Source organism: Pseudothioclava arenosa (genome assembly GCF_002358085.1).
GTDB classification, from domain to species: domain Bacteria; phylum Pseudomonadota; class Alphaproteobacteria; order Rhodobacterales; family Rhodobacteraceae; genus Pseudothioclava; species Pseudothioclava arenosa.
Window position 1 is genome coordinate 32,374 of record NZ_NTJD01000011.1, and the last position, 15,692, is coordinate 48,065.

Sequence of the window (15,692 nt, forward strand, 5' to 3'; positions counted from 1 at the left end):
CTGGCGCGCCCGGCCCGGTGGCTCCATCTTGGGGCAAGTATTTGTGTTTTCAGGAGTATCCCGATGCATCCCCTGCCCCTTGCGATCTGTCTTTCACTGGCCACCACGCCCGGCCTTGCGCAAGAGACGGGCCTTGCGGCGCTCGGTCAGGGCATCGAATGGCAGATTCACGAGATCGCCGGGCAGCCCGTGCCCGAGGGCGCCGCTCCGACGCTGATCCAGACCGAGCCGGGGCGGCTTGCCGGAAGGGGTGGCTGCAACCGCTTTTCCGCCCCCGTCTCACGTCAAGGCCCGAGCCTCGCGATCGGCCCCGTCGCCGCCACGCGCATGGCCTGTCCGCCGCCCCGCATGGCGGTCGAAAGCGCCTTTTTCGACGCGCTAGCGCGGCTCACCGGGGTCGCGACAACCGCCGAAGGGCTGGTCTTACTGGACGAGACCGGGGCTGTCCTGCGCGCGCATCGCACCACGCCGGGTTGACGCCCGCAGCACTATCGGCAAACTCGCTCCATGTTCCCGATCCGCGATCATAATCCTGCCGCCGGGCGCCCCTACCTGACCTGGGCTATCATCGCGGCCAATGTCGTGATGTATCTGCTGACCTTGCCGGTCGGGCAGCATTACCCGCAACTCTGGGAAGAGCTTGCGCTTTATCCGGGCGCCGTCACGCAGGGCTACTACCTGCAAGGGCTTGTAACCCATATGTTTCTGCACGCGGGCCTGATGCATCTGGCGGGGAACATGCTGTTTCTCTGGGTCTTCGGCGACAATCTCGAGGACCAGCTCGGGCGGCTCGGCTTTGCGCTGTTCTACCTGCTCGGAGGGCTGGCAGCGGCGGCGGCGCAGATCGCGGCCGATCCGGGCAGCGCAGTGCCGATGGTCGGCGCCTCGGGGGCGATTGCGGGGGTGATGGGGGGCTACCTGCTTCTGTTCCCGCGTGCCCGCGTCGATGTGCTCTTTATCTTCATCATCTTCTTCAAGGTGATCCCGATTCCGGCCTGGGTCGTGCTGGGATTCTGGTTCGGGATTCAGCTGTTGAACGGCGTCGCCACCGATCAGGGCGCAGGCGTGGCCTATTGGGCGCATGCGGGCGGCTTTGCGGCGGGGGTCGGGATGATGCTGCCGCATTGGCTGAAACGCGGCGGGCGGGCATTCTGGAGCCGCACACTCGGCCATCCGCCCCACCCCGAAACCGTCTATCGCCGCAGCACCATCCCGGTGGTGACGCGCCGCAAACGGTTCTAGCCCGCCACCCGCGCGGCACGGATCATCGCGGCGGCGCGTTCGGCGATCATGATCGTCGGCGCATTGGTATTGCCGCCGATCAGGCTGGGCATCACCGAGGCATCGACCACGCGCAGCCCCTCGATCCCGCGCACGCGCAGATCGGGCGTGACCACCGCCATCGGATCATCTGCCGCCCCCATCCGCGCCGTGCCGACGGGATGATAGATCGTGTCGGCCCGCGCCCGGATATCGGCCATCAGCGCCGCCTCCGAGCCGTCATGCGGATAAAGCCGGCGCTTGCGCCAAGGCGCGAGCGCCGGGGCCTCGGTGATGGTCTCGATCAGACGCGCGGCACGCAGCATCGCTTCAGCATCACGCGGGTCCGACAGGAAACCCGGGTCGATCAGCGGCGCTAACGCGGGGTTCGCATCGGCCAGCCGCAGCGTGCCGCGCGAATGGGGCCGCAACTGGCAGACATGCAGCGACCAGCCATCCGCCGCATGCAGCTTGCGCATGTGCTGATCGACGATACCGATCACGAAATGCAGTTGCAGATCGGGGCGCGACTGATCGGGCGAACTGCGCAGAAACGCGCCGCCCTCGGCCATCGGCGAGGCGAACATCCCCTCGCCCGTCCGCCGCCAACGCGCCGCCGCCTTCGCCAGCCGCCAGAACCCGCGTGGATTGAGCGCAACGCCATCGCGGCGTGGCGAGGTCCAGGAGATGATGTAATCCAGATGATCCTGCAGGTTCGCGCCGACGCCCGGCAGGTCGAGGACCGGCACGATCCCGTGGCGGCGCAGTTCGTCCTCCGGACCGATGCCCGAAAGCTGGAGAATCTGCGGTGTGCCGAAGGCCCCCGCCGAGACAATCACCTCGTGGCGCGCCTCAAGCTGGATCTGCCGCCCGAGGCGCCGCACCAGCGCCCCCGTCGCGCGCCGCCCATCGAACAGGATGCGTTCAGCCCGTGCGCGGGTCAGCACCGTCAGGTTCGGCCGCGCCAGAACCGGATGCAGGTAGGCCGCGGCGGCCGAGCACCGCTCGCCTTTCTGCGCACCGTCCCAGAATTGCTTGACCTGATAGAGCCCCGCGCCTTCCTGCCCGGGCCCGTTGAAATCGGGGTTCGGCGCGCAGCCGACCGCGCCGCAGGCCTCAATGAAGGCGCGGGTCATCGCACGCGGGCTGCGCTGATTGCCGACCTGCAACGGGCCCTGATCACCATGCCAGTCATCCGCGCCGCGCTCGTTGCGCTCGGCGCCCAGAAACCACGGCTTGCAGCTCTCCCAATCCCAGCCCTCACAGCCGGCATTGGCCCAATCGTCGTAATCCGAGGGATGCCCGCGCACGTAAAGCATCGCGTTGATCGCCGAGGAGCCGCCCAGCGCCCGCCCGCGCGGCTGGAACCCGCGCCGCCCGCCAAGCCCGGGCTGCGGCACGGTGTGATAGGCCCAGTTGTCGATCGGCGGGCGCCCCGGCACCACTGCCCCCACCATCGCGGGCGCGCGAATCTCGATGCCGCGCCCCGCCCCGCCCGCTTCGACCAGACAGACGGTGACGCGGGCATCCTCGGACAGGCGCGCGGCCAGAACCGCGCCAGCCGAGCCGCCGCCCAGAATGACATAGTCGAAACGCATGAGGCTCCCCCCTCTCGGGAGGAGCCTAGCGGGTTTTTCCGGGCTCAAAAGCGTGACGTGAAGTCAGATCAGCCGCGCAGGCTGCCGCCCGTGGCCTTGGTCACCTTGTCGATGATCTTGGCGGAAACCGCCTCGATCTCGGCATCGGTCAGGGTCTTGTCGCGCGGCTGCAACCGCACCGTCAGCGCGATCGACTTCTTGCCCGCGCCCATCTGCTCTTCGGCCTTGGCGCCGCTGAACTGGTCGAAGACCGAAACGCTGTCGATCAGCGCCTTGTCGGCGCCAAGCGCCGCATTCACCGCCTTCAGCGCCTCGACCTGCGCGTCCATGACAAAGGCGAAATCGCGCTCGACCGCCTGCAGGTCCGAGATCTGCAGCGCCGGTCGCGTCGCGCCCTTCTTCTTCGGGAAGGGCAGGTTTTCGACCCAGATCGTGAAGGCGACAGCGGGGCCTTTCACGCCCATCTCGCGCAGCACTTTCGGGTGAACTTCGCCGAAAACGGCCAGCGCGTTCGGGCCAAGGGCAATCCGCCCCGAACGGCCCGGATGCCACCAGCCAGCCACGTCACGGCCCACCTGCGCACGCGCGGGCGCGCCCAGCGCCGCCAGCACCGCCTCGGCATCGGCCTTGGCATCGTAGACATCGACCGGACGGCGCGACCCCCAAGGATCACGCGGGCCAGCCGAGCCGACCAAAAGCCCCGCCGCCTGGATATGCTGATCGCCGGGCTCGCCGCCCGAGAAGGCCGGGCCCACCTCAAACAGCGCCAGATCGGCGAAACCGCGTGCCTGATTGCGCGCCGCCGCCTGCAACAGCCCCGCCAGCAGATCGGGCCGCAGGTGCGTCATTTCCGAGGAAATCGGGTTGTCCACGCGCGTGGGTTCGGACCCACCACCAAACAGCGCCGCCGATTTCGCGTCGATGAAGCTGTAGGTCACGCATTCGTTGTAGCCGAGCGCGGCGATCGTGCGGCGCGCGGTTTTCTCGCGCACCTGCATCGGCGTCAGCACCGCTTTCGGCACGCCCACGGTTTCGCGCGCCATCGGCTTGCCCTGAAGCTTCGTTAAAGACGCGATGCGGGCCACTTCCTCGACCAGATCGGCCTCGCCCAGCACGTCGGGGCGCCAGCTCGGCGGGGCGGCCATGTCGCCCGTCAGCGTGAAGCCCAGCGCTTCAAGCGTCGCGCGCTGCGTGGCCTCGGGAATGTCCATGCCGACAAGGCTGATGACGCGCGCGGGGTCCAGACGGTAGGCGCGCGCGGTATCGGGCACGGCGCCATCCATCACCACATTGCTCGCCTCACCGCCGCAGAGGTCCAGCACCATCTGCGTCGCCAGCTCCAGCCCGGGCAAGGTGAACTCCGGGTCCACGCCGCGCTCGAACCGGTAGCGCGCGTCCGAGTTGATTTTCAGCGCGCGGCCGGTGGCGGCAATGGTGATCGGGTCCCAATAGGCGCTTTCGAGGAAGACATCGACGGTCTCGTCGGTCGCGCCCGAGATCTCGCCGCCCATAATGCCGGCAAGGCTCTCGACGCCGGTGTCGTCGCAGATCACCATCTGGCCTTCGCGGATCGTGTAGGTCTTGCCGTCGAGCGCGAGGAATTCCTCGCCGCCCTTCGCCGGCTCGATGCGCAGCGCGCCGCCCGCGACCTTGGCCGCATCGAAGACATGCAGCGGGCGGTTCAGGTCGTAGGTGAAATAGTTGGTGATATCGACAAGCGCCGAGATCGGCCGCAGCCCGATCGCCTCAAGGCGCTTTTGCAGCCATTCGGGGCTGGGGCCGTTCTTCACGCCGCGAATGACGCGACCGGCAAAGAGCGGGCAGCCCTTGTCTTTCAGCGCGGGGTCGATAGTGACCGAGATCGGGCTGTCGAACCCGCCCGGCACCGGCTCGACCTCAAGCGGCTTCAGCTTGCCAAGACCGCGCGCGGCCAGATCGCGCGCAACCCCGCGCACGCCCAGCGCATCGGGGCGGTTCGGGGTGATCGCGATGTCGATCACCGGGTCCACCGCCTCGGGGCGGTTCTCGGCCAGCCAGTCGACAAAGCGCTCGCCGACCTCGCCCGAGGGAAGCTCAATAATGCCGTTATGCTCGTCCGACAGCTCCAGCTCGCGCTCGGAGGCCATCATGCCGTGGCTTTCCACGCCGCGGATCTTGCCGACGCCCAGCGTCACGTCGATGCCGGGCACATAATCGCCGGGCTTGCAGAGCACGACGGTGATGCCCGCGCGGGCATTCGGCGCGCCGCAGACGATGGTTTTCTCACCCTCGTCGGTCAGCACATTGCAGACCCGCAGCTTGTCGGCATCGGGGTGCTTTTCGGCATGCAAGACCTTGGCCAGCGTGAAGGGCGCAAGCTTGGCGCCCGGGTCGATCACCTCTTCGACCTCAAGGCCGAGATCGGTCAGCGCATAGAGGAACTCGTCGAGGCTCGCCTCGGTGTCGAGATGGTCTTTCAGCCAGGAGAGGGTGAATTTCATTTCTGACTCCTAGTTGTGCCAGTGTTGAATTATGAGGAACGTTCGCGCAATGAGCATCTGCTTACCGGAGACTATTGATCGGCCAGTTTAAACCCGCAGGAAGCGGCAAGTTTATTCCCGACCACGGTGGAGCGAACGACGTTGAAGTGCTTTTCGTGATAGAGTTGGCCATCCAGTTGAAGCGCCAAAGCAATTCTGCTTTTTGCGGAGATCACCTGTGTCAGAAGCTCTGGGGGGGCGCTCGCTTCTGCGCGGACATAACCATCAACGTCTTGAAGAACCGCACTTAAAGAAAATGGCGCATTCTCATCGACTCTGACCAGCACCTGTGGCCCAAGATCATTAAGAGCATCAAAGTCAAAATCTTCCGTCGACTGCGAAGTTATGTAAAGGGCGACCAAGTCAGCTGGACCGGTGCACCGCAAGGCAAACCCATAATCACCTGATTCAACGCCGGCGACTTGATTCGGCCTTCCGTCAAACGCGCCCCCCCAGGAGTGATTAAACCATTGGGCCTGAGCCAAAGCGGGAAACGAAGCGGCAGCAGTTGCGATTAATACAGAGCGTCTTAGCAGATAAACTAAAGAGCCCAGCGATATTCGGATTCTAGCGTTTCTAAGCTTCACTTACTCAACCCCCCGAACACCGTCGGCAGATCGAGCGGCGCGAAGCCGTAGTGTTTCAGCCAGCGCAGGTCCGACTCGAAGAAGGCGCGCAGGTCGGGGATGCCGTATTTCAGCATCGCCAGACGGTCGATGCCCATGCCGAAGGCAAAGCCCTGCCATTCGTTCGGGTCGATCCCGCCCGCTTCCAGAACCTTCGGATGCATCATCCCCGAGCCAAGGATTTCCATCCAGTCGTTGCCTTCGCCGATCTTCAGCTGGCCGCCTTCCCACGAGCAGCGGATATCGACCTCGGCCGAGGGCTCGGTGAAGGGGAAGTGGCTGGCGCGGAAGCGCAGCTCGACATTGTCGACCTCAAAGAAGGCCTTGCAGAACTCTTCCAGCACCCATTTCAGGTTGGCCATGGAGATGTCGCGGCCAATGGCCATGCCCTCGACCTGATGGAACATCGGCGTGTGGGTCTGGTCCATGTCCATGCGGTAGACGCGGCCCGGCGCGATCACGCGAATGGGCGCGCCCTGCGCCTGCATCGCGCGGATCTGCACCGGCGAGGTGTGGGTGCGCAGCACATGCGGCGGGCGCGGATCGGCGGCGTCGCGGGCCATGAAGAACGTGTCGTGCTCTTGCCGCGCGGGATGTTCGGGCGCGATGTTGAGCGCATCGAAATTATACCAGTCGCTCTCGACCTGCGGGCCCTCGGCCACGGCAAAGCCCATGTCGGCAAAGATCGCGGTGACCTCGTCCATGACCTGCGAAACCGGGTGAATGGTGCCCTGACGGCGCGGGCGGCCCGGCAGCGTCACATCGAGCCATTCCTGCGCGAGGCGCGCATCGAGCGCGGCATCGGCCAGCGCGACTTTCTTGGCGCGCAACGCGGCGTCGATCTCGTCTTTCAGGACATTGAGCGCCTTGCCGACGGTCTGGCGCTCTTCCGGGCTCATCTGGCCCAGCTCGCGCATCTTGAGGCTGATCTCGCCCTTCTTGCCCAGAGCCGCCAGCCGGATCTCTTCCAGCGCGGCCTCGGAGGCGGCCTCGTTGACGGCGGTCAGGTATTTCGCCTTCAGCTCATCGAGCGCATGCATCTGATGTCTCCTGTCTCGGGTCTTGGGGCCCGTGCTAGCCCCCGCCCCGCCCGATTTCAAGCGCGCCAAGGGCCGCGCCAAAGAAAAACCCCGCGCCACGGCGATTGCCGGCGCGGGGTCGATCTGTCGTCCCGGTTACGGGAGATTACGCAGCCGCGGCAGCCTTCGCCTTTTCGACGATGGCGCCAAAGGCTTCCGGCTCGTGGATGGCCAGATCGGCCAGCACTTTGCGGTCGACTTCAATACCGGCCAGCGCGAGGCCGTTGATGAAGCGCGAATAGGTCATGTCGGCGTCGAAGGCGCGCACGGCCGCGTTGATACGCTGGATCCACAGAGCGCGGAAATTGCGCTTGCGGGCCTTGCGGTCGCGGGTGGCGTACTGGTTGGCCTTGTCGACGGCCTGGGTGGCGGTGCGGAAGTTGCGCGAGCGGGCCGAGTAGTAGCCTTTCGCCTTCTTCAGAACCTTCTTGTGCGCGGCGTGGGTAACTTTACCGGATTTAACGCGAGCCATTGGTCAATTCTCCCCGATCAGCGGTTGTAGGGCATGTACTTCTTGACGATTTTGGCGTCGCAATCGGCCAGAACCATCGTGCCCGCGGTGTCGCGGATGAACTTCGGCGTGCGCTTGATCATGCCGTGGCGCTTGCCCGCCGGGCCGACCTTGACCTTGCCGGTCGCAGTGAACTTGAACCGCTTCTTCGCAGCGGATTTCGTTTTCATCTTGGGCATTTTCGTCTCCTTTTCAGAGTGAACGCGCGACTCGGCATGCCTCTTGGGCCGGCCGCACGGGGTAGTCCGAGCGCGCCGAATAGACGCGCGCTGGCCATAATGCAAGGGAAAAACGCCCGAAAAACCGGGCCCGTGGCCAGGAAACCCTGCGTTCAGTAGATGAAGCGCCGGATCACGCCAAAGAACGCCTCGGGGATCTGCGCGGCAGTGTAGCCGCCGGATTTCGTGGAGAGCGCCAGGATGATCAACCCGCCCCCGATCACCACCAGAAAGGCCCCGCCGCGCGGCGAATAACTCTGGGTCAGTGCGGAGAAGATCGCCGGGATGGCGAGCACCACGAGAATCAAGCCAATGAACAGTAGAAGATCGCTGTCGATCGTCCCCATCGCAGCCCCCTTAACCAAGGGGAAACCTTACTCCGGATCCTGGCGGAAAATCAATCTTTCGTCGCAGGGCGCCACGCGCAGGATGTTGGTCGTGCCCGGCACGTTGAAGGGCACGCCAGCGATCACCACGATCTGGTTGGTCTCATCCGCATAGCCGAAATCGCGCGCGGCGCGGGCGGCGTTGACCACCGCCTGTTTGAAACGCTCGACGGCCTCGCATTCGACCGCGTGCACGCCCCAGCTCAGGCAGAGCTTGCGCAGCGTCGTACGCAGGGGCGAGAGCGCGATGATCGGCACCCGCGGGCGCTCGCGCGCGACCAGAGACACCGTCTTGCCCGACTGCGAATAGCAGCACAGCGCCGCGACCTCGGTGGTCTCGGCGATCTCGCGCGCGGCCACGACGATGCCATCGGCCACGGTCTGGCGCTTGGCGGTGCGCGAAGCCTCGATCACGTCGCGATAGGTCGGGTCGCTCTCGACCGATTGCGCGACCGCATCCATCGTCGCCACGGCCTCGACCGGATAACGCCCCGCCGCCGATTCCGCCGAGAGCATCACCGCATCGGCGCCCTCGTAGATCGCGGTGGCCACGTCCGAGACCTCGGCGCGGGTCGGCATCGGGCTCTCGATCATGCTTTCAAGCATCTGCGTCGCCACGATCACCGGCTTGGCGGCGGCGCGGCAGCGGCGCACGAGCCGCTTCTGGATCGGCGGCACGGCCTGCACCGGCAGTTCAACGCCCAGATCGCCGCGGGCGACCATGATCCCGTCCGACACGGCGAGGATTTCGTCGAAAGCATTGACCGCCGCGGGCTTCTCGATTTTCGACAGCACCTGCGCGCGGCCCCGGGCAAGCTCTTTCGCCTCGAGCACATCCTCGGGGCGCTGCACAAAGCTCAGCGCCAGCCAGTCCGCGCCCAGCTCGCAGGCGAAGTCCAGATCGGCGCGGTCCTTTTCCGACAGCGCGGCCAGCGGCAGCACCACGTCGGGCACGTTCACGCCCTTGCGGTTCGAGATCGTGCCGCCGACGATCACCTCGCACTCGGCGAAATCGGCGCCGCAGGACTGCACGCGCAGGCGGATCTTGCCGTCGTTCACCAGAAGCGTCGCGCCCGGTTCGAGCGCCGCGAAAATCTCGGGATGGGGCAGCTGCACGCGGTTGGAATCGCCCGGCGCCGGATCGAGGTCAAAGCGGAACAGGTCGCCCTCTTCCATGTCATGCGCGCCCGAGCCGAACTCGCCCACGCGCAGCTTGGGGCCCTGAAGGTCGGCCAGCACCGCGATCGGGCGGCCGGTTTCCGCCTCGATGCGGCGGATGATGTCATAGCGCGCGCGGTGATCTTCGTGCGTGCCGTGGCTCATGTTCAGGCGAAACACATCGGCGCCCGCCTCGAACAACGCGCGGATGGTTTCATATTCGGAAGAGGCCGGCCCCAGCGTGGCCACGATCTTGACATTGCGCAGGCGTCTCATGCGGGCTCTTTCCTTGTTTTCCATTCGTCTTGCGGGCCTTCTTCAGCTATGGCGGAATTTGTCGGCCAGAGCAACTGGCGCCGGCCTGCTGCCTACCCTAAAACACGGGTGCAACAACAAGATTACGCCGCCATGACAGCCCATCCCGCCTATCAGATTCTTGGTGCCGACCGCCCCTCGCGCTGGCTCGTGAGCGTCGACCACGCCACCAATACCGTGCCCGACTGGGTTGGGGGCGGCAGCCTCGGCATCGCCCCCGAGGACATGGCGCGCCATATCGCCTATGACGTGGGCGCGCTGGGCCTGGCGCGGCGGCTGGCCGAGCGGCTCGACGCGCCGATGATCGCCACCGATTTCTCGCGCCTCGTCATAGACCCGAACCGCGGCGAGGATGACCCGACGCTGGTGATGAAGCTCTATGACGGCACGATCATCCCCACCAACCGCGGCGTCGATGCGGCCGAGGTCGAGCATCGCCTGACCCGGCTCTACCGGCCCTATCACGGCGCGCTCGCGGACCTTGCCGGGCGGCGCAACGACACGGTGCTTTGCGCGGTGCATTCCTTCACGCCCTGCCTGCGCGGGCGCGCGCCCCGGCCCTGGCAGGTCGGCATCCTCTATTCGCATCTCGACGAGCGGCTCGCGAAACCGCTGATCGCACGGCTTCAGGCCGAGGGGCTCTGCGTCGGCGACAACGAGCCCTATTCGGGCCACCTGCCCGGCGACTCGGTCGATCGCCACGCGCTGGTGCCGGGCCGCCCGAACGTGCTGATCGAGCTGCGCAACGACCTGATCGCACAGGAAGACGGGCAGATCGCCTGGGCCGACCGGCTCGCGCCGGTGCTGCAAGAGGTGCTGGCCGCCTCGGGCCTCTGATCTGACGCGGCGACAGCCCGGCGCCCCCTTGGAGCGGGGGCCGAATTGCCCTATATTGGCGCTACATCCCGCGCGGTTATTGCCGCGCCAGACAGGAGTTTGGATGTCAGAGCTTGTGTGAGGAAGGCCCCCGCTTCGGGGCCTGACAGTCCGGAACCGGCAGCGCCCGCGCTGCCAGACCTGTTGTCACATCACGAGACATCCCATGAATATTTCCAAATACGAACAGCGCGTGCTCCACGCGCTCGCGCAGGGTGGCCGGATCGCGCATGAACAGACGCGCGGCAAGGTGACCGAGATCCTGTGCTTCACCCGCGATGGCATGATCCTGTCCGATTGCGACATGATCCTGTTCCAGCGCCTGCGCCGCCGCCGACTGATCGAGTCACGCGGCGGGGCGCCCTACCGCATCTCGCGCCGTGGCCGTGAAGCCGTGCGCGCCCAACCCGACAACCGCTAGGAGGCGACCATGATCATCAGAGCTGAAACCCCGGCCGATTACGCCGAGATTGCCGCGCTGGTTGCGGCGGCCTTCGCCCCCGAACCGCATTCCGACGGCTCGGAACCCGCGATCATCGAGCGCCTGCGCGCGGCGAATGCCCTGCAAGTGGCGCTGGTCGCCGAAGAGGGCGGGCAGGTGCTGGGCCATATCGCGGCCTCGCCCGCGACCGTGGACGGGCAAGGCGGCTGGTCGGGCATCGGCCCGCTCGCCGCCCGCCCCGGCCATCAACGTCAGGGCATCGGCAGCGCGCTGATGCGGGCGGCCCTGACCGAGCTGCGCACGCAAGGCCTGCGCGGCGCGGTGCTGGTCGGCGACCCGGCCTATTACAGCCGCTTCGGCTTTGCCCGGTTCAAGGGGCTGTTCGTGCCTGACATCCCCGACTGGGCGGTGCAGGCCCTGCCCTTCGGCGCCGAGCAACCCAAGGGCCGCATCCGGTTCCACAAGGCCTTCGGCCTGCCGGAATAAGAAAGCCCCCGGCGCGGAGTGACCGTGCCGGGGGCTCTTGCTGTTTTCAGACGGATCAGAGCGCCGACTTGCGGCTTTCGTCCAGATAAATCTCGCGCAGGCGCAGCGCGACCGGGCCCGGCTTGCCCGAACCCACCGCGACGCCATCCACTTCGACCACCGGCATCACGAAAGCCGAAGCCGAGGTATAAAACGCCTCGTCAGCCTGCTGCGCCTCTTCGATCGTGTAGGGGCGCTCTTCGATCTCCATCTGGCTCTCGGCGGCGTATTTCAGCAGCGAGGCGCGGGTGATCCCGTGCAGGATGTCGTGGCTCAGCTGGCGCGTGATGATCTTGCCGCCCTTCACGATATAGGTGTTGTTCGACGAGCCCTCGGTGACAAACCCGTCCTCGACGAACCAGGCGTCATCCTTGCCGGCCTTCTCGGCGGCCATCTTCGCCATCGACGGATACAGGAGCTGCACCGTCTTGATGTCGCGGCGATGCCAGCGCAGGTCCGGCATCGAGACAACCTTGATCCCCTTTTGTGCCTTCGGATCGTCGGCCAGACCGGGCTTGGCCTGCGTGTAAAGGACGATCGTCGGCGGCGTGCCGGCCGGCGGATAGTGGAAGTCGCGGTCGCCCGCATTGCCGCGGCTGACCTGCAGATAGATCAGGCCTTCGTCGATCCCGTTGCGCGCGACCAGCTCACGGTGGATCTCCAGCCATTCGTCACGGCTGAGGTTGCCGGTCATCTCCAGCGCATCCATCGAGCGCTGCAGACGCGCCATGTGGCCTTCGAACTCCAGGATCTGGCCGCCGAGAACCGAGGTCACCTCATAGACGGCATCGCCCATCACGAAGCCCCGGTCGAACACCGAGATCTTGGCCTCTTCCTCGGGCAGATATTCGCCATTCAGGTAAACGGTACGGCTCATTGCTCTCTCCTTGCCTCAACCCCAAAGCGCGGCTTCGGGGGGAAATACCATGCCATCCGCATATTTCAGCGGGCTTGCACGGTCTTCGGCCAGAAGAAGCGGCCCGTCAAGGTCCGTCACCGCTGCGCCCTGCGCAACCAGCACCGCCGGGGCCATCGCCAAAGACGATCCCACCATGCAGCCGACCATCACACCAAAGCCCTCGGCCAGCGCCAGATCACGCAGCGCCAGCGCCTCGGTCAGACCGCCGGTCTTGTCGAGCTTGATGTTCACCACGTCATATTTGCCACGCAGATCCACGAGCCCCGCCCGCGTATGCGCGCTTTCATCGGCACAGATCGGCACCAGCCGCTCCACCCCGATCAGCGCCTCGTCGGCGGCGGCGGGCAAGGGTTGCTCGACCAGCGTCACGCCAAGGCGCTGCAGATGCGACTGGAAATCGAGGAATTGCTCGATCGTCCAGCCCTCGTTCGCATCGACCACGATGCGCGAGCGCGGCGCGCCCGCGCGAACCGCTTCAAGGCGCGGGATATCGTCGGGCGTGCCCAGCTTGATTTTCAAAATCGGCCGATCGGCATGGCGCGCAGCCGAGGCCCGCATCGCCTCGGGCGTATCCAGAGACAGCGTGTAACAGGTCACCTCGGGCCCGGGCGCAGGCAGGCCCGCCATCTCCCAGGCACGGCGCCCGGAGCGTTTCGCCTCCCAATCCCAAAGCGCGCAATCGACGGCATTGCGCGCGGCCCCGCCCTGCAGCGCCTCTTGCAATTCAAGCCGCGTGATATCGCCCGGCAGTGCCTCGATCTGCGCCGTGACCGACTCGAGGCTCTCGCCATAGCGCGCATAGGGCACGCATTCGCCGCGCCCGGTCACCCCCTCGCGCGTCACGCTGACCGTCAGCACCTTGGCCTCGGTCTTGGCGCCGCGCGAAATGGTGAATACCTCGGCCAGCCGGAACCGCTCCGCCGTCACAGAAATCATCGCCACCCTCTTCTTCTTGGCCAAAATACGCCCGCCGGAGGCAAACGCCCCCGGGCGGCACGACCCTCTCAGATCGCGGCCAGCGCGTCCACGAGCTTCTCGGCGCCAAAGCGGAACGGGTCGGTCGCGGGCAGCCCCATCTCGGCCTCAAGCGACGCCAGATAGGCGCGCGCCTCGGCCTCGGGCATGTTCTGCGTATTGACCGAGATCCCCACCACTTCACAGGTCGGGTTCGCCACGCGCGCCAGCGGCAGCGCAGTGTCGCGCAGCGCCTGCAGGCTGGGCAGGTCATAGCCCGGCAGGCCGCGCATATGCGCCCGCGTCGGTTCGTGGCACAGGATCAGCGCGTCGGGCTGACCGCCATGCACCAGCGCCATCGTCACCCCCGAGTAGGACACGTGGAACAGGCTGCCCTGCCCCTCGATCAGGTCCCAGTGATCGGCGTCATTGTCAGGCGTCAGATACTCGATCGAGCCGGCCATGAAATCCGCGATCACCGCATCGAGCGGCACGCCATCGCCGGTGATCAGGATGCCGGTTTGGCCGGTGGCGCGGAAGCTCGCCTTCATCCCGCGCGCCAGCATCTCGCGCTCCATGCAAAGCGCGGTATACATCTTGCCGACCGAGCAATCGGTGCCCACGGCAAGGCAACGCTTGCCCGTCCGCTTCACGCCGTTGGCGATCGGATATTTCACCGACGGGATGCGCACGTCATGCAGCTGGCGCCCGCAGGCCTCGGCCACGGCCACCAGATCGGGCTCGTCGCGCAGCAGGTTGTGCAGCCCCGAGGCGAGGTCGAACCCCTCTTCGAGCGCGGTCACCAGCACCTTCTTCCAGGCTTGCGAAATCACCCCGCCACGGTTCGCTACGCCGATCACCAGCGTCTTGGCGCCCGCGGCCTTGGCCTCGGCCAGATCCATGTCGGTCAGGCCCATACCGGCCTTGCAGCCCTCCATCCGGAACTGGCCCAGCGCGAATTCGGGGCGCCAGTCCTTGATGCCTTGCGCGACTTTCGCGGCCAGTTGGTCGGGGGCATCACCCAGAAACAGGAGATAGGGGGTCTCGATCATTGCGCGCTCCATCGCAGAAGGTTCGAGATCCAATCCTAGAGGAAGGTGCAGAAATTTCTCGTGATTCTGCAGCTGAAAATTGACCCTCCACGCATCTTTCTTCGAGTATATAAAGAAATCGACGAAGATATTTGCGCAATGCCATGATTAGGCCGCAGATCATGCGGCCATTGCCCCGATTCTGCGCCCGCAAACAGATGCTTGAAACGCGCAGCGCAACAATATATCCAATCGGGCGACAACCTTGAAACATCATTGCGAAAGGTCCCGCGCATGAGCTTCCGCGTCCAACCGACCCCCGCCGCCCGCCCCAACCGCTGCCAGCTCTTTGGCCCGGGCTCGAACACCAAGCTGTTTGCGAAAATGGCGGCCTCGGCGGCTGATGTCATCAACCTCGACCTCGAAGATTCGGTCGCCCCCGCCGACAAGCCGCAGGCGCGCCGCAACATCATTCAGGCCTCGCATGAAATCGACTGGGGCAACAAATACCTCTCGGTGCGGATCAACGCGCTCGACACCCCCTATTGGTATCGCGATGTGGTCGAACTGCTGGAAGAAGGCAGCGAGCGCATCGACCAGATCATGATCCCGAAAGTCGGCTGCGCCGAGGACGTCTATGCCGTCGACGCGCTGATCACCGCGATCGAGACCGCCAAGGGCCGCACGAAAAAGGTCTCGCTTGAGGTCATCATCGAATCCGCCGCCGGCATCGCGCATGTCGAGGAAATCGCGGCTTCGTCCCCGCGCCTGCAAGCCATGAGCCTCGGCGCCGCCGACTTCGCCGCCTCGATGGGCATGGCGACCACCGGCATCGGCGGCACGCAGGAAAACTACTACATGCTGCGCGAAGGCCAGCAGTACTGGTCGGACCCGTGGCACTGGGCGCAGGCCGCCATCGTCGCCGCCTGCCGCACCCACGGCATCCTGCCGGTCGACGGCCCGTTCGGCGATTTCTCGGATGACGAAGGCTTCATCGCGCAGGCGAAACGCTCGGCCACGCTGGGCATGGTCGGCAAATGGGCGATCCACCCGAAACAGATCGCACTGGCGAACCAGGTCTTCACCCCCTCCGAAGAGGCGGTGAACGAGGCCCGCGAAATCCTCGCCGCGATGGAAGAAGCCAAGGCCTCGGGCGCCGGCGCCACCGTCTACAAGGGCCGTCTTGTTGACATCGCGTCGATTCGTCAGGCAGAAGTGATTGTCCGCCAGGCCGAGATGATCGCCGGCTGACACGGCATTCGGTAACGAGTGACC

17 protein-coding genes are annotated in these 15,692 nt (G+C 65.8%); 6 read left to right on the plus strand and 11 right to left on the minus strand.

Annotated elements, in window-relative coordinates:
* The first annotated feature begins 63 nt into the window (after nucleotides 1-63).
* Both CLN94_RS12955 and CLN94_RS12960 read left to right on the plus strand, forming a co-directional pair.
* On the plus strand, nucleotides 64-477 hold the full coding sequence (locus CLN94_RS12955) for an META domain-containing protein (protein WP_179300313.1): 414 nt from the start codon (nucleotides 64-66) through the stop codon (nucleotides 475-477).
* A gap of 30 nt (nucleotides 478-507) precedes the next feature.
* On the plus strand, nucleotides 508-1,242 hold the full coding sequence (locus tag CLN94_RS12960; RefSeq protein ID WP_096434374.1) for a rhomboid family intramembrane serine protease: 735 nt from the start codon (nucleotides 508-510) through the stop codon (nucleotides 1,240-1,242).
* Here the strand turns inward: CLN94_RS12960 and CLN94_RS12965 are convergent.
* From CLN94_RS12965 to pyk, 8 genes are all read right to left on the minus strand, one after another.
* A complete protein-coding gene (locus CLN94_RS12965) occupies nucleotides 1,239-2,858 on the minus strand; it encodes a GMC family oxidoreductase (RefSeq protein ID WP_096434375.1) in 1,620 nt (539 codons plus the stop codon). The two genes, CLN94_RS12960 and CLN94_RS12965, sit on opposite strands and share 4 nt — an antisense overlap.
* A 68-nt stretch (nucleotides 2,859-2,926) precedes the next feature.
* Entirely contained in the window at nucleotides 2,927-5,338 is a 2,412-nt protein-coding gene (gene pheT / locus CLN94_RS12970; RefSeq protein ID WP_096434376.1) for a phenylalanine--tRNA ligase subunit beta, read from the minus strand.
* 71 nt (nucleotides 5,339-5,409) lie between these two features.
* Nucleotides 5,410-5,964, minus strand: a complete 555-nt coding sequence (locus CLN94_RS13855; protein WP_143598928.1) for a hypothetical protein — start codon at nucleotides 5,962-5,964, stop codon at nucleotides 5,410-5,412.
* Entirely contained in the window at nucleotides 5,961-7,043 is a 1,083-nt protein-coding gene (gene pheS / locus CLN94_RS12980) for a phenylalanine--tRNA ligase subunit alpha (protein ID WP_096434378.1), read from the minus strand. The genes CLN94_RS13855 and pheS overlap by 4 nt, the downstream gene beginning before the upstream one ends.
* A 145-nt stretch (nucleotides 7,044-7,188) precedes the next feature.
* The gene (gene rplT, locus CLN94_RS12985) at nucleotides 7,189-7,554 is read right to left on the minus strand and encodes a 50S ribosomal protein L20 (protein ID WP_096434379.1); all 366 of its coding nucleotides are present in this window, start codon (nucleotides 7,552-7,554) and stop codon (nucleotides 7,189-7,191) included.
* Between the two features lie 17 nt (nucleotides 7,555-7,571).
* The gene (gene rpmI / locus CLN94_RS12990; protein ID WP_096434380.1) at nucleotides 7,572-7,772 is read right to left on the minus strand and encodes a 50S ribosomal protein L35; all 201 of its coding nucleotides are present in this window, start codon (nucleotides 7,770-7,772) and stop codon (nucleotides 7,572-7,574) included.
* 152 nt (nucleotides 7,773-7,924) lie between these two features.
* Entirely contained in the window at nucleotides 7,925-8,158 is a 234-nt protein-coding gene (locus tag CLN94_RS12995; protein WP_245845244.1) for a hypothetical protein, read from the minus strand.
* Nucleotides 8,159-8,185: 27 nt separating this feature from the next.
* A complete protein-coding gene (gene pyk, locus CLN94_RS13000) occupies nucleotides 8,186-9,631 on the minus strand; it encodes a pyruvate kinase (protein WP_096434407.1) in 1,446 nt (481 codons plus the stop codon).
* 132 nt (nucleotides 9,632-9,763) lie between these two features.
* Between pyk and CLN94_RS13005 the strand changes: the two genes are divergently transcribed.
* From CLN94_RS13005 to CLN94_RS13015, 3 genes are all read left to right on the plus strand, one after another.
* On the plus strand, nucleotides 9,764-10,507 hold the full coding sequence (locus CLN94_RS13005; protein ID WP_096434408.1) for an N-formylglutamate amidohydrolase: 744 nt from the start codon (nucleotides 9,764-9,766) through the stop codon (nucleotides 10,505-10,507).
* Between the two features lie 205 nt (nucleotides 10,508-10,712).
* The gene (locus tag CLN94_RS13010) at nucleotides 10,713-10,967 is read left to right on the plus strand and encodes a YjhX family toxin (protein ID WP_096434381.1); all 255 of its coding nucleotides are present in this window, start codon (nucleotides 10,713-10,715) and stop codon (nucleotides 10,965-10,967) included.
* Between the two features lie 9 nt (nucleotides 10,968-10,976).
* Nucleotides 10,977-11,474, plus strand: a complete 498-nt coding sequence (locus tag CLN94_RS13015; protein WP_096434382.1) for a GNAT family N-acetyltransferase — start codon at nucleotides 10,977-10,979, stop codon at nucleotides 11,472-11,474.
* Between the two features lie 55 nt (nucleotides 11,475-11,529).
* Here the strand turns inward: CLN94_RS13015 and CLN94_RS13020 are convergent, their stop codons facing one another.
* The 3 genes from CLN94_RS13020 to dgcN form a co-directional block, all read right to left on the minus strand.
* On the minus strand, nucleotides 11,530-12,390 hold the full coding sequence (locus CLN94_RS13020) for a D-amino-acid transaminase (RefSeq protein WP_096434383.1): 861 nt from the start codon (nucleotides 12,388-12,390) through the stop codon (nucleotides 11,530-11,532).
* Nucleotides 12,391-12,405: 15 nt separating this feature from the next.
* A complete protein-coding gene (gene dgcA, locus CLN94_RS13025) occupies nucleotides 12,406-13,368 on the minus strand; it encodes an N-acetyl-D-Glu racemase DgcA (RefSeq protein ID WP_096434384.1) in 963 nt (320 codons plus the stop codon).
* 68 nt (nucleotides 13,369-13,436) lie between these two features.
* Nucleotides 13,437-14,438, minus strand: a complete 1,002-nt coding sequence (dgcN, locus tag CLN94_RS13030) for an N-acetyltransferase DgcN (RefSeq protein WP_096434409.1) — start codon at nucleotides 14,436-14,438, stop codon at nucleotides 13,437-13,439.
* A gap of 273 nt (nucleotides 14,439-14,711) precedes the next feature.
* Here dgcN and CLN94_RS13035 point away from each other — a divergent pair, with 273 nt between their 5' ends.
* Nucleotides 14,712-15,668 carry an L-malyl-CoA/beta-methylmalyl-CoA lyase gene (locus CLN94_RS13035; protein WP_096434385.1) on the plus strand — a complete coding sequence of 319 codons (957 nt, stop codon included), beginning with the start codon at nucleotides 14,712-14,714 and terminating at the stop codon, nucleotides 15,666-15,668.
* The last annotated feature ends 24 nt before the right edge of the window (nucleotides 15,669-15,692 follow it).

Bases quoted from the DNA above. Each gene is read 5' to 3' on its own strand.
- CLN94_RS13010 (WP_096434381.1), top strand. From the start codon at position 10,713: ATGAATATTTCCAAATACGAACAGCGCGTGCTCCACGCGCTCGCGCAG.
- CLN94_RS13005 (WP_096434408.1), top strand. From the start codon at position 9,764: ATGACAGCCCATCCCGCCTATCAGATTCTTGGTGCCGACCGCCCCTCG.
- rpmI (WP_096434380.1), bottom strand. From the start codon at position 7,772: ATGCCCAAGATGAAAACGAAATCCGCTGCGAAGAAGCGGTTCAAGTTC.
- CLN94_RS13020 (WP_096434383.1), bottom strand. From the start codon at position 12,390: ATGAGCCGTACCGTTTACCTGAATGGCGAATATCTGCCCGAGGAAGAG.
- CLN94_RS12995 (WP_245845244.1), bottom strand. From the start codon at position 8,158: ATGGGGACGATCGACAGCGATCTTCTACTGTTCATTGGCTTGATTCTC.
- dgcA (WP_096434384.1), bottom strand. From the start codon at position 13,368: ATGATTTCTGTGACGGCGGAGCGGTTCCGGCTGGCCGAGGTATTCACC.
- dgcN (WP_096434409.1), bottom strand. From the start codon at position 14,438: ATGATCGAGACCCCCTATCTCCTGTTTCTGGGTGATGCCCCCGACCAA.
- pyk (WP_096434407.1), bottom strand. From the start codon at position 9,631: ATGAGACGCCTGCGCAATGTCAAGATCGTGGCCACGCTGGGGCCGGCC.
- pheS (WP_096434378.1), bottom strand. From the start codon at position 7,043: ATGCATGCGCTCGATGAGCTGAAGGCGAAATACCTGACCGCCGTCAAC.
- rplT (WP_096434379.1), bottom strand. From the start codon at position 7,554: ATGGCTCGCGTTAAATCCGGTAAAGTTACCCACGCCGCGCACAAGAAG.
- pheT (WP_096434376.1), bottom strand. From the start codon at position 5,338: ATGAAATTCACCCTCTCCTGGCTGAAAGACCATCTCGACACCGAGGCG.
- CLN94_RS12955 (WP_179300313.1), top strand. From the start codon at position 64: ATGCATCCCCTGCCCCTTGCGATCTGTCTTTCACTGGCCACCACGCCC.
- CLN94_RS12960 (WP_096434374.1), top strand. From the start codon at position 508: ATGTTCCCGATCCGCGATCATAATCCTGCCGCCGGGCGCCCCTACCTG.
- CLN94_RS13035 (WP_096434385.1), top strand. From the start codon at position 14,712: ATGAGCTTCCGCGTCCAACCGACCCCCGCCGCCCGCCCCAACCGCTGC.
- CLN94_RS12965 (WP_096434375.1), bottom strand. From the start codon at position 2,858: ATGCGTTTCGACTATGTCATTCTGGGCGGCGGCTCGGCTGGCGCGGTT.
- CLN94_RS13015 (WP_096434382.1), top strand. From the start codon at position 10,977: ATGATCATCAGAGCTGAAACCCCGGCCGATTACGCCGAGATTGCCGCG.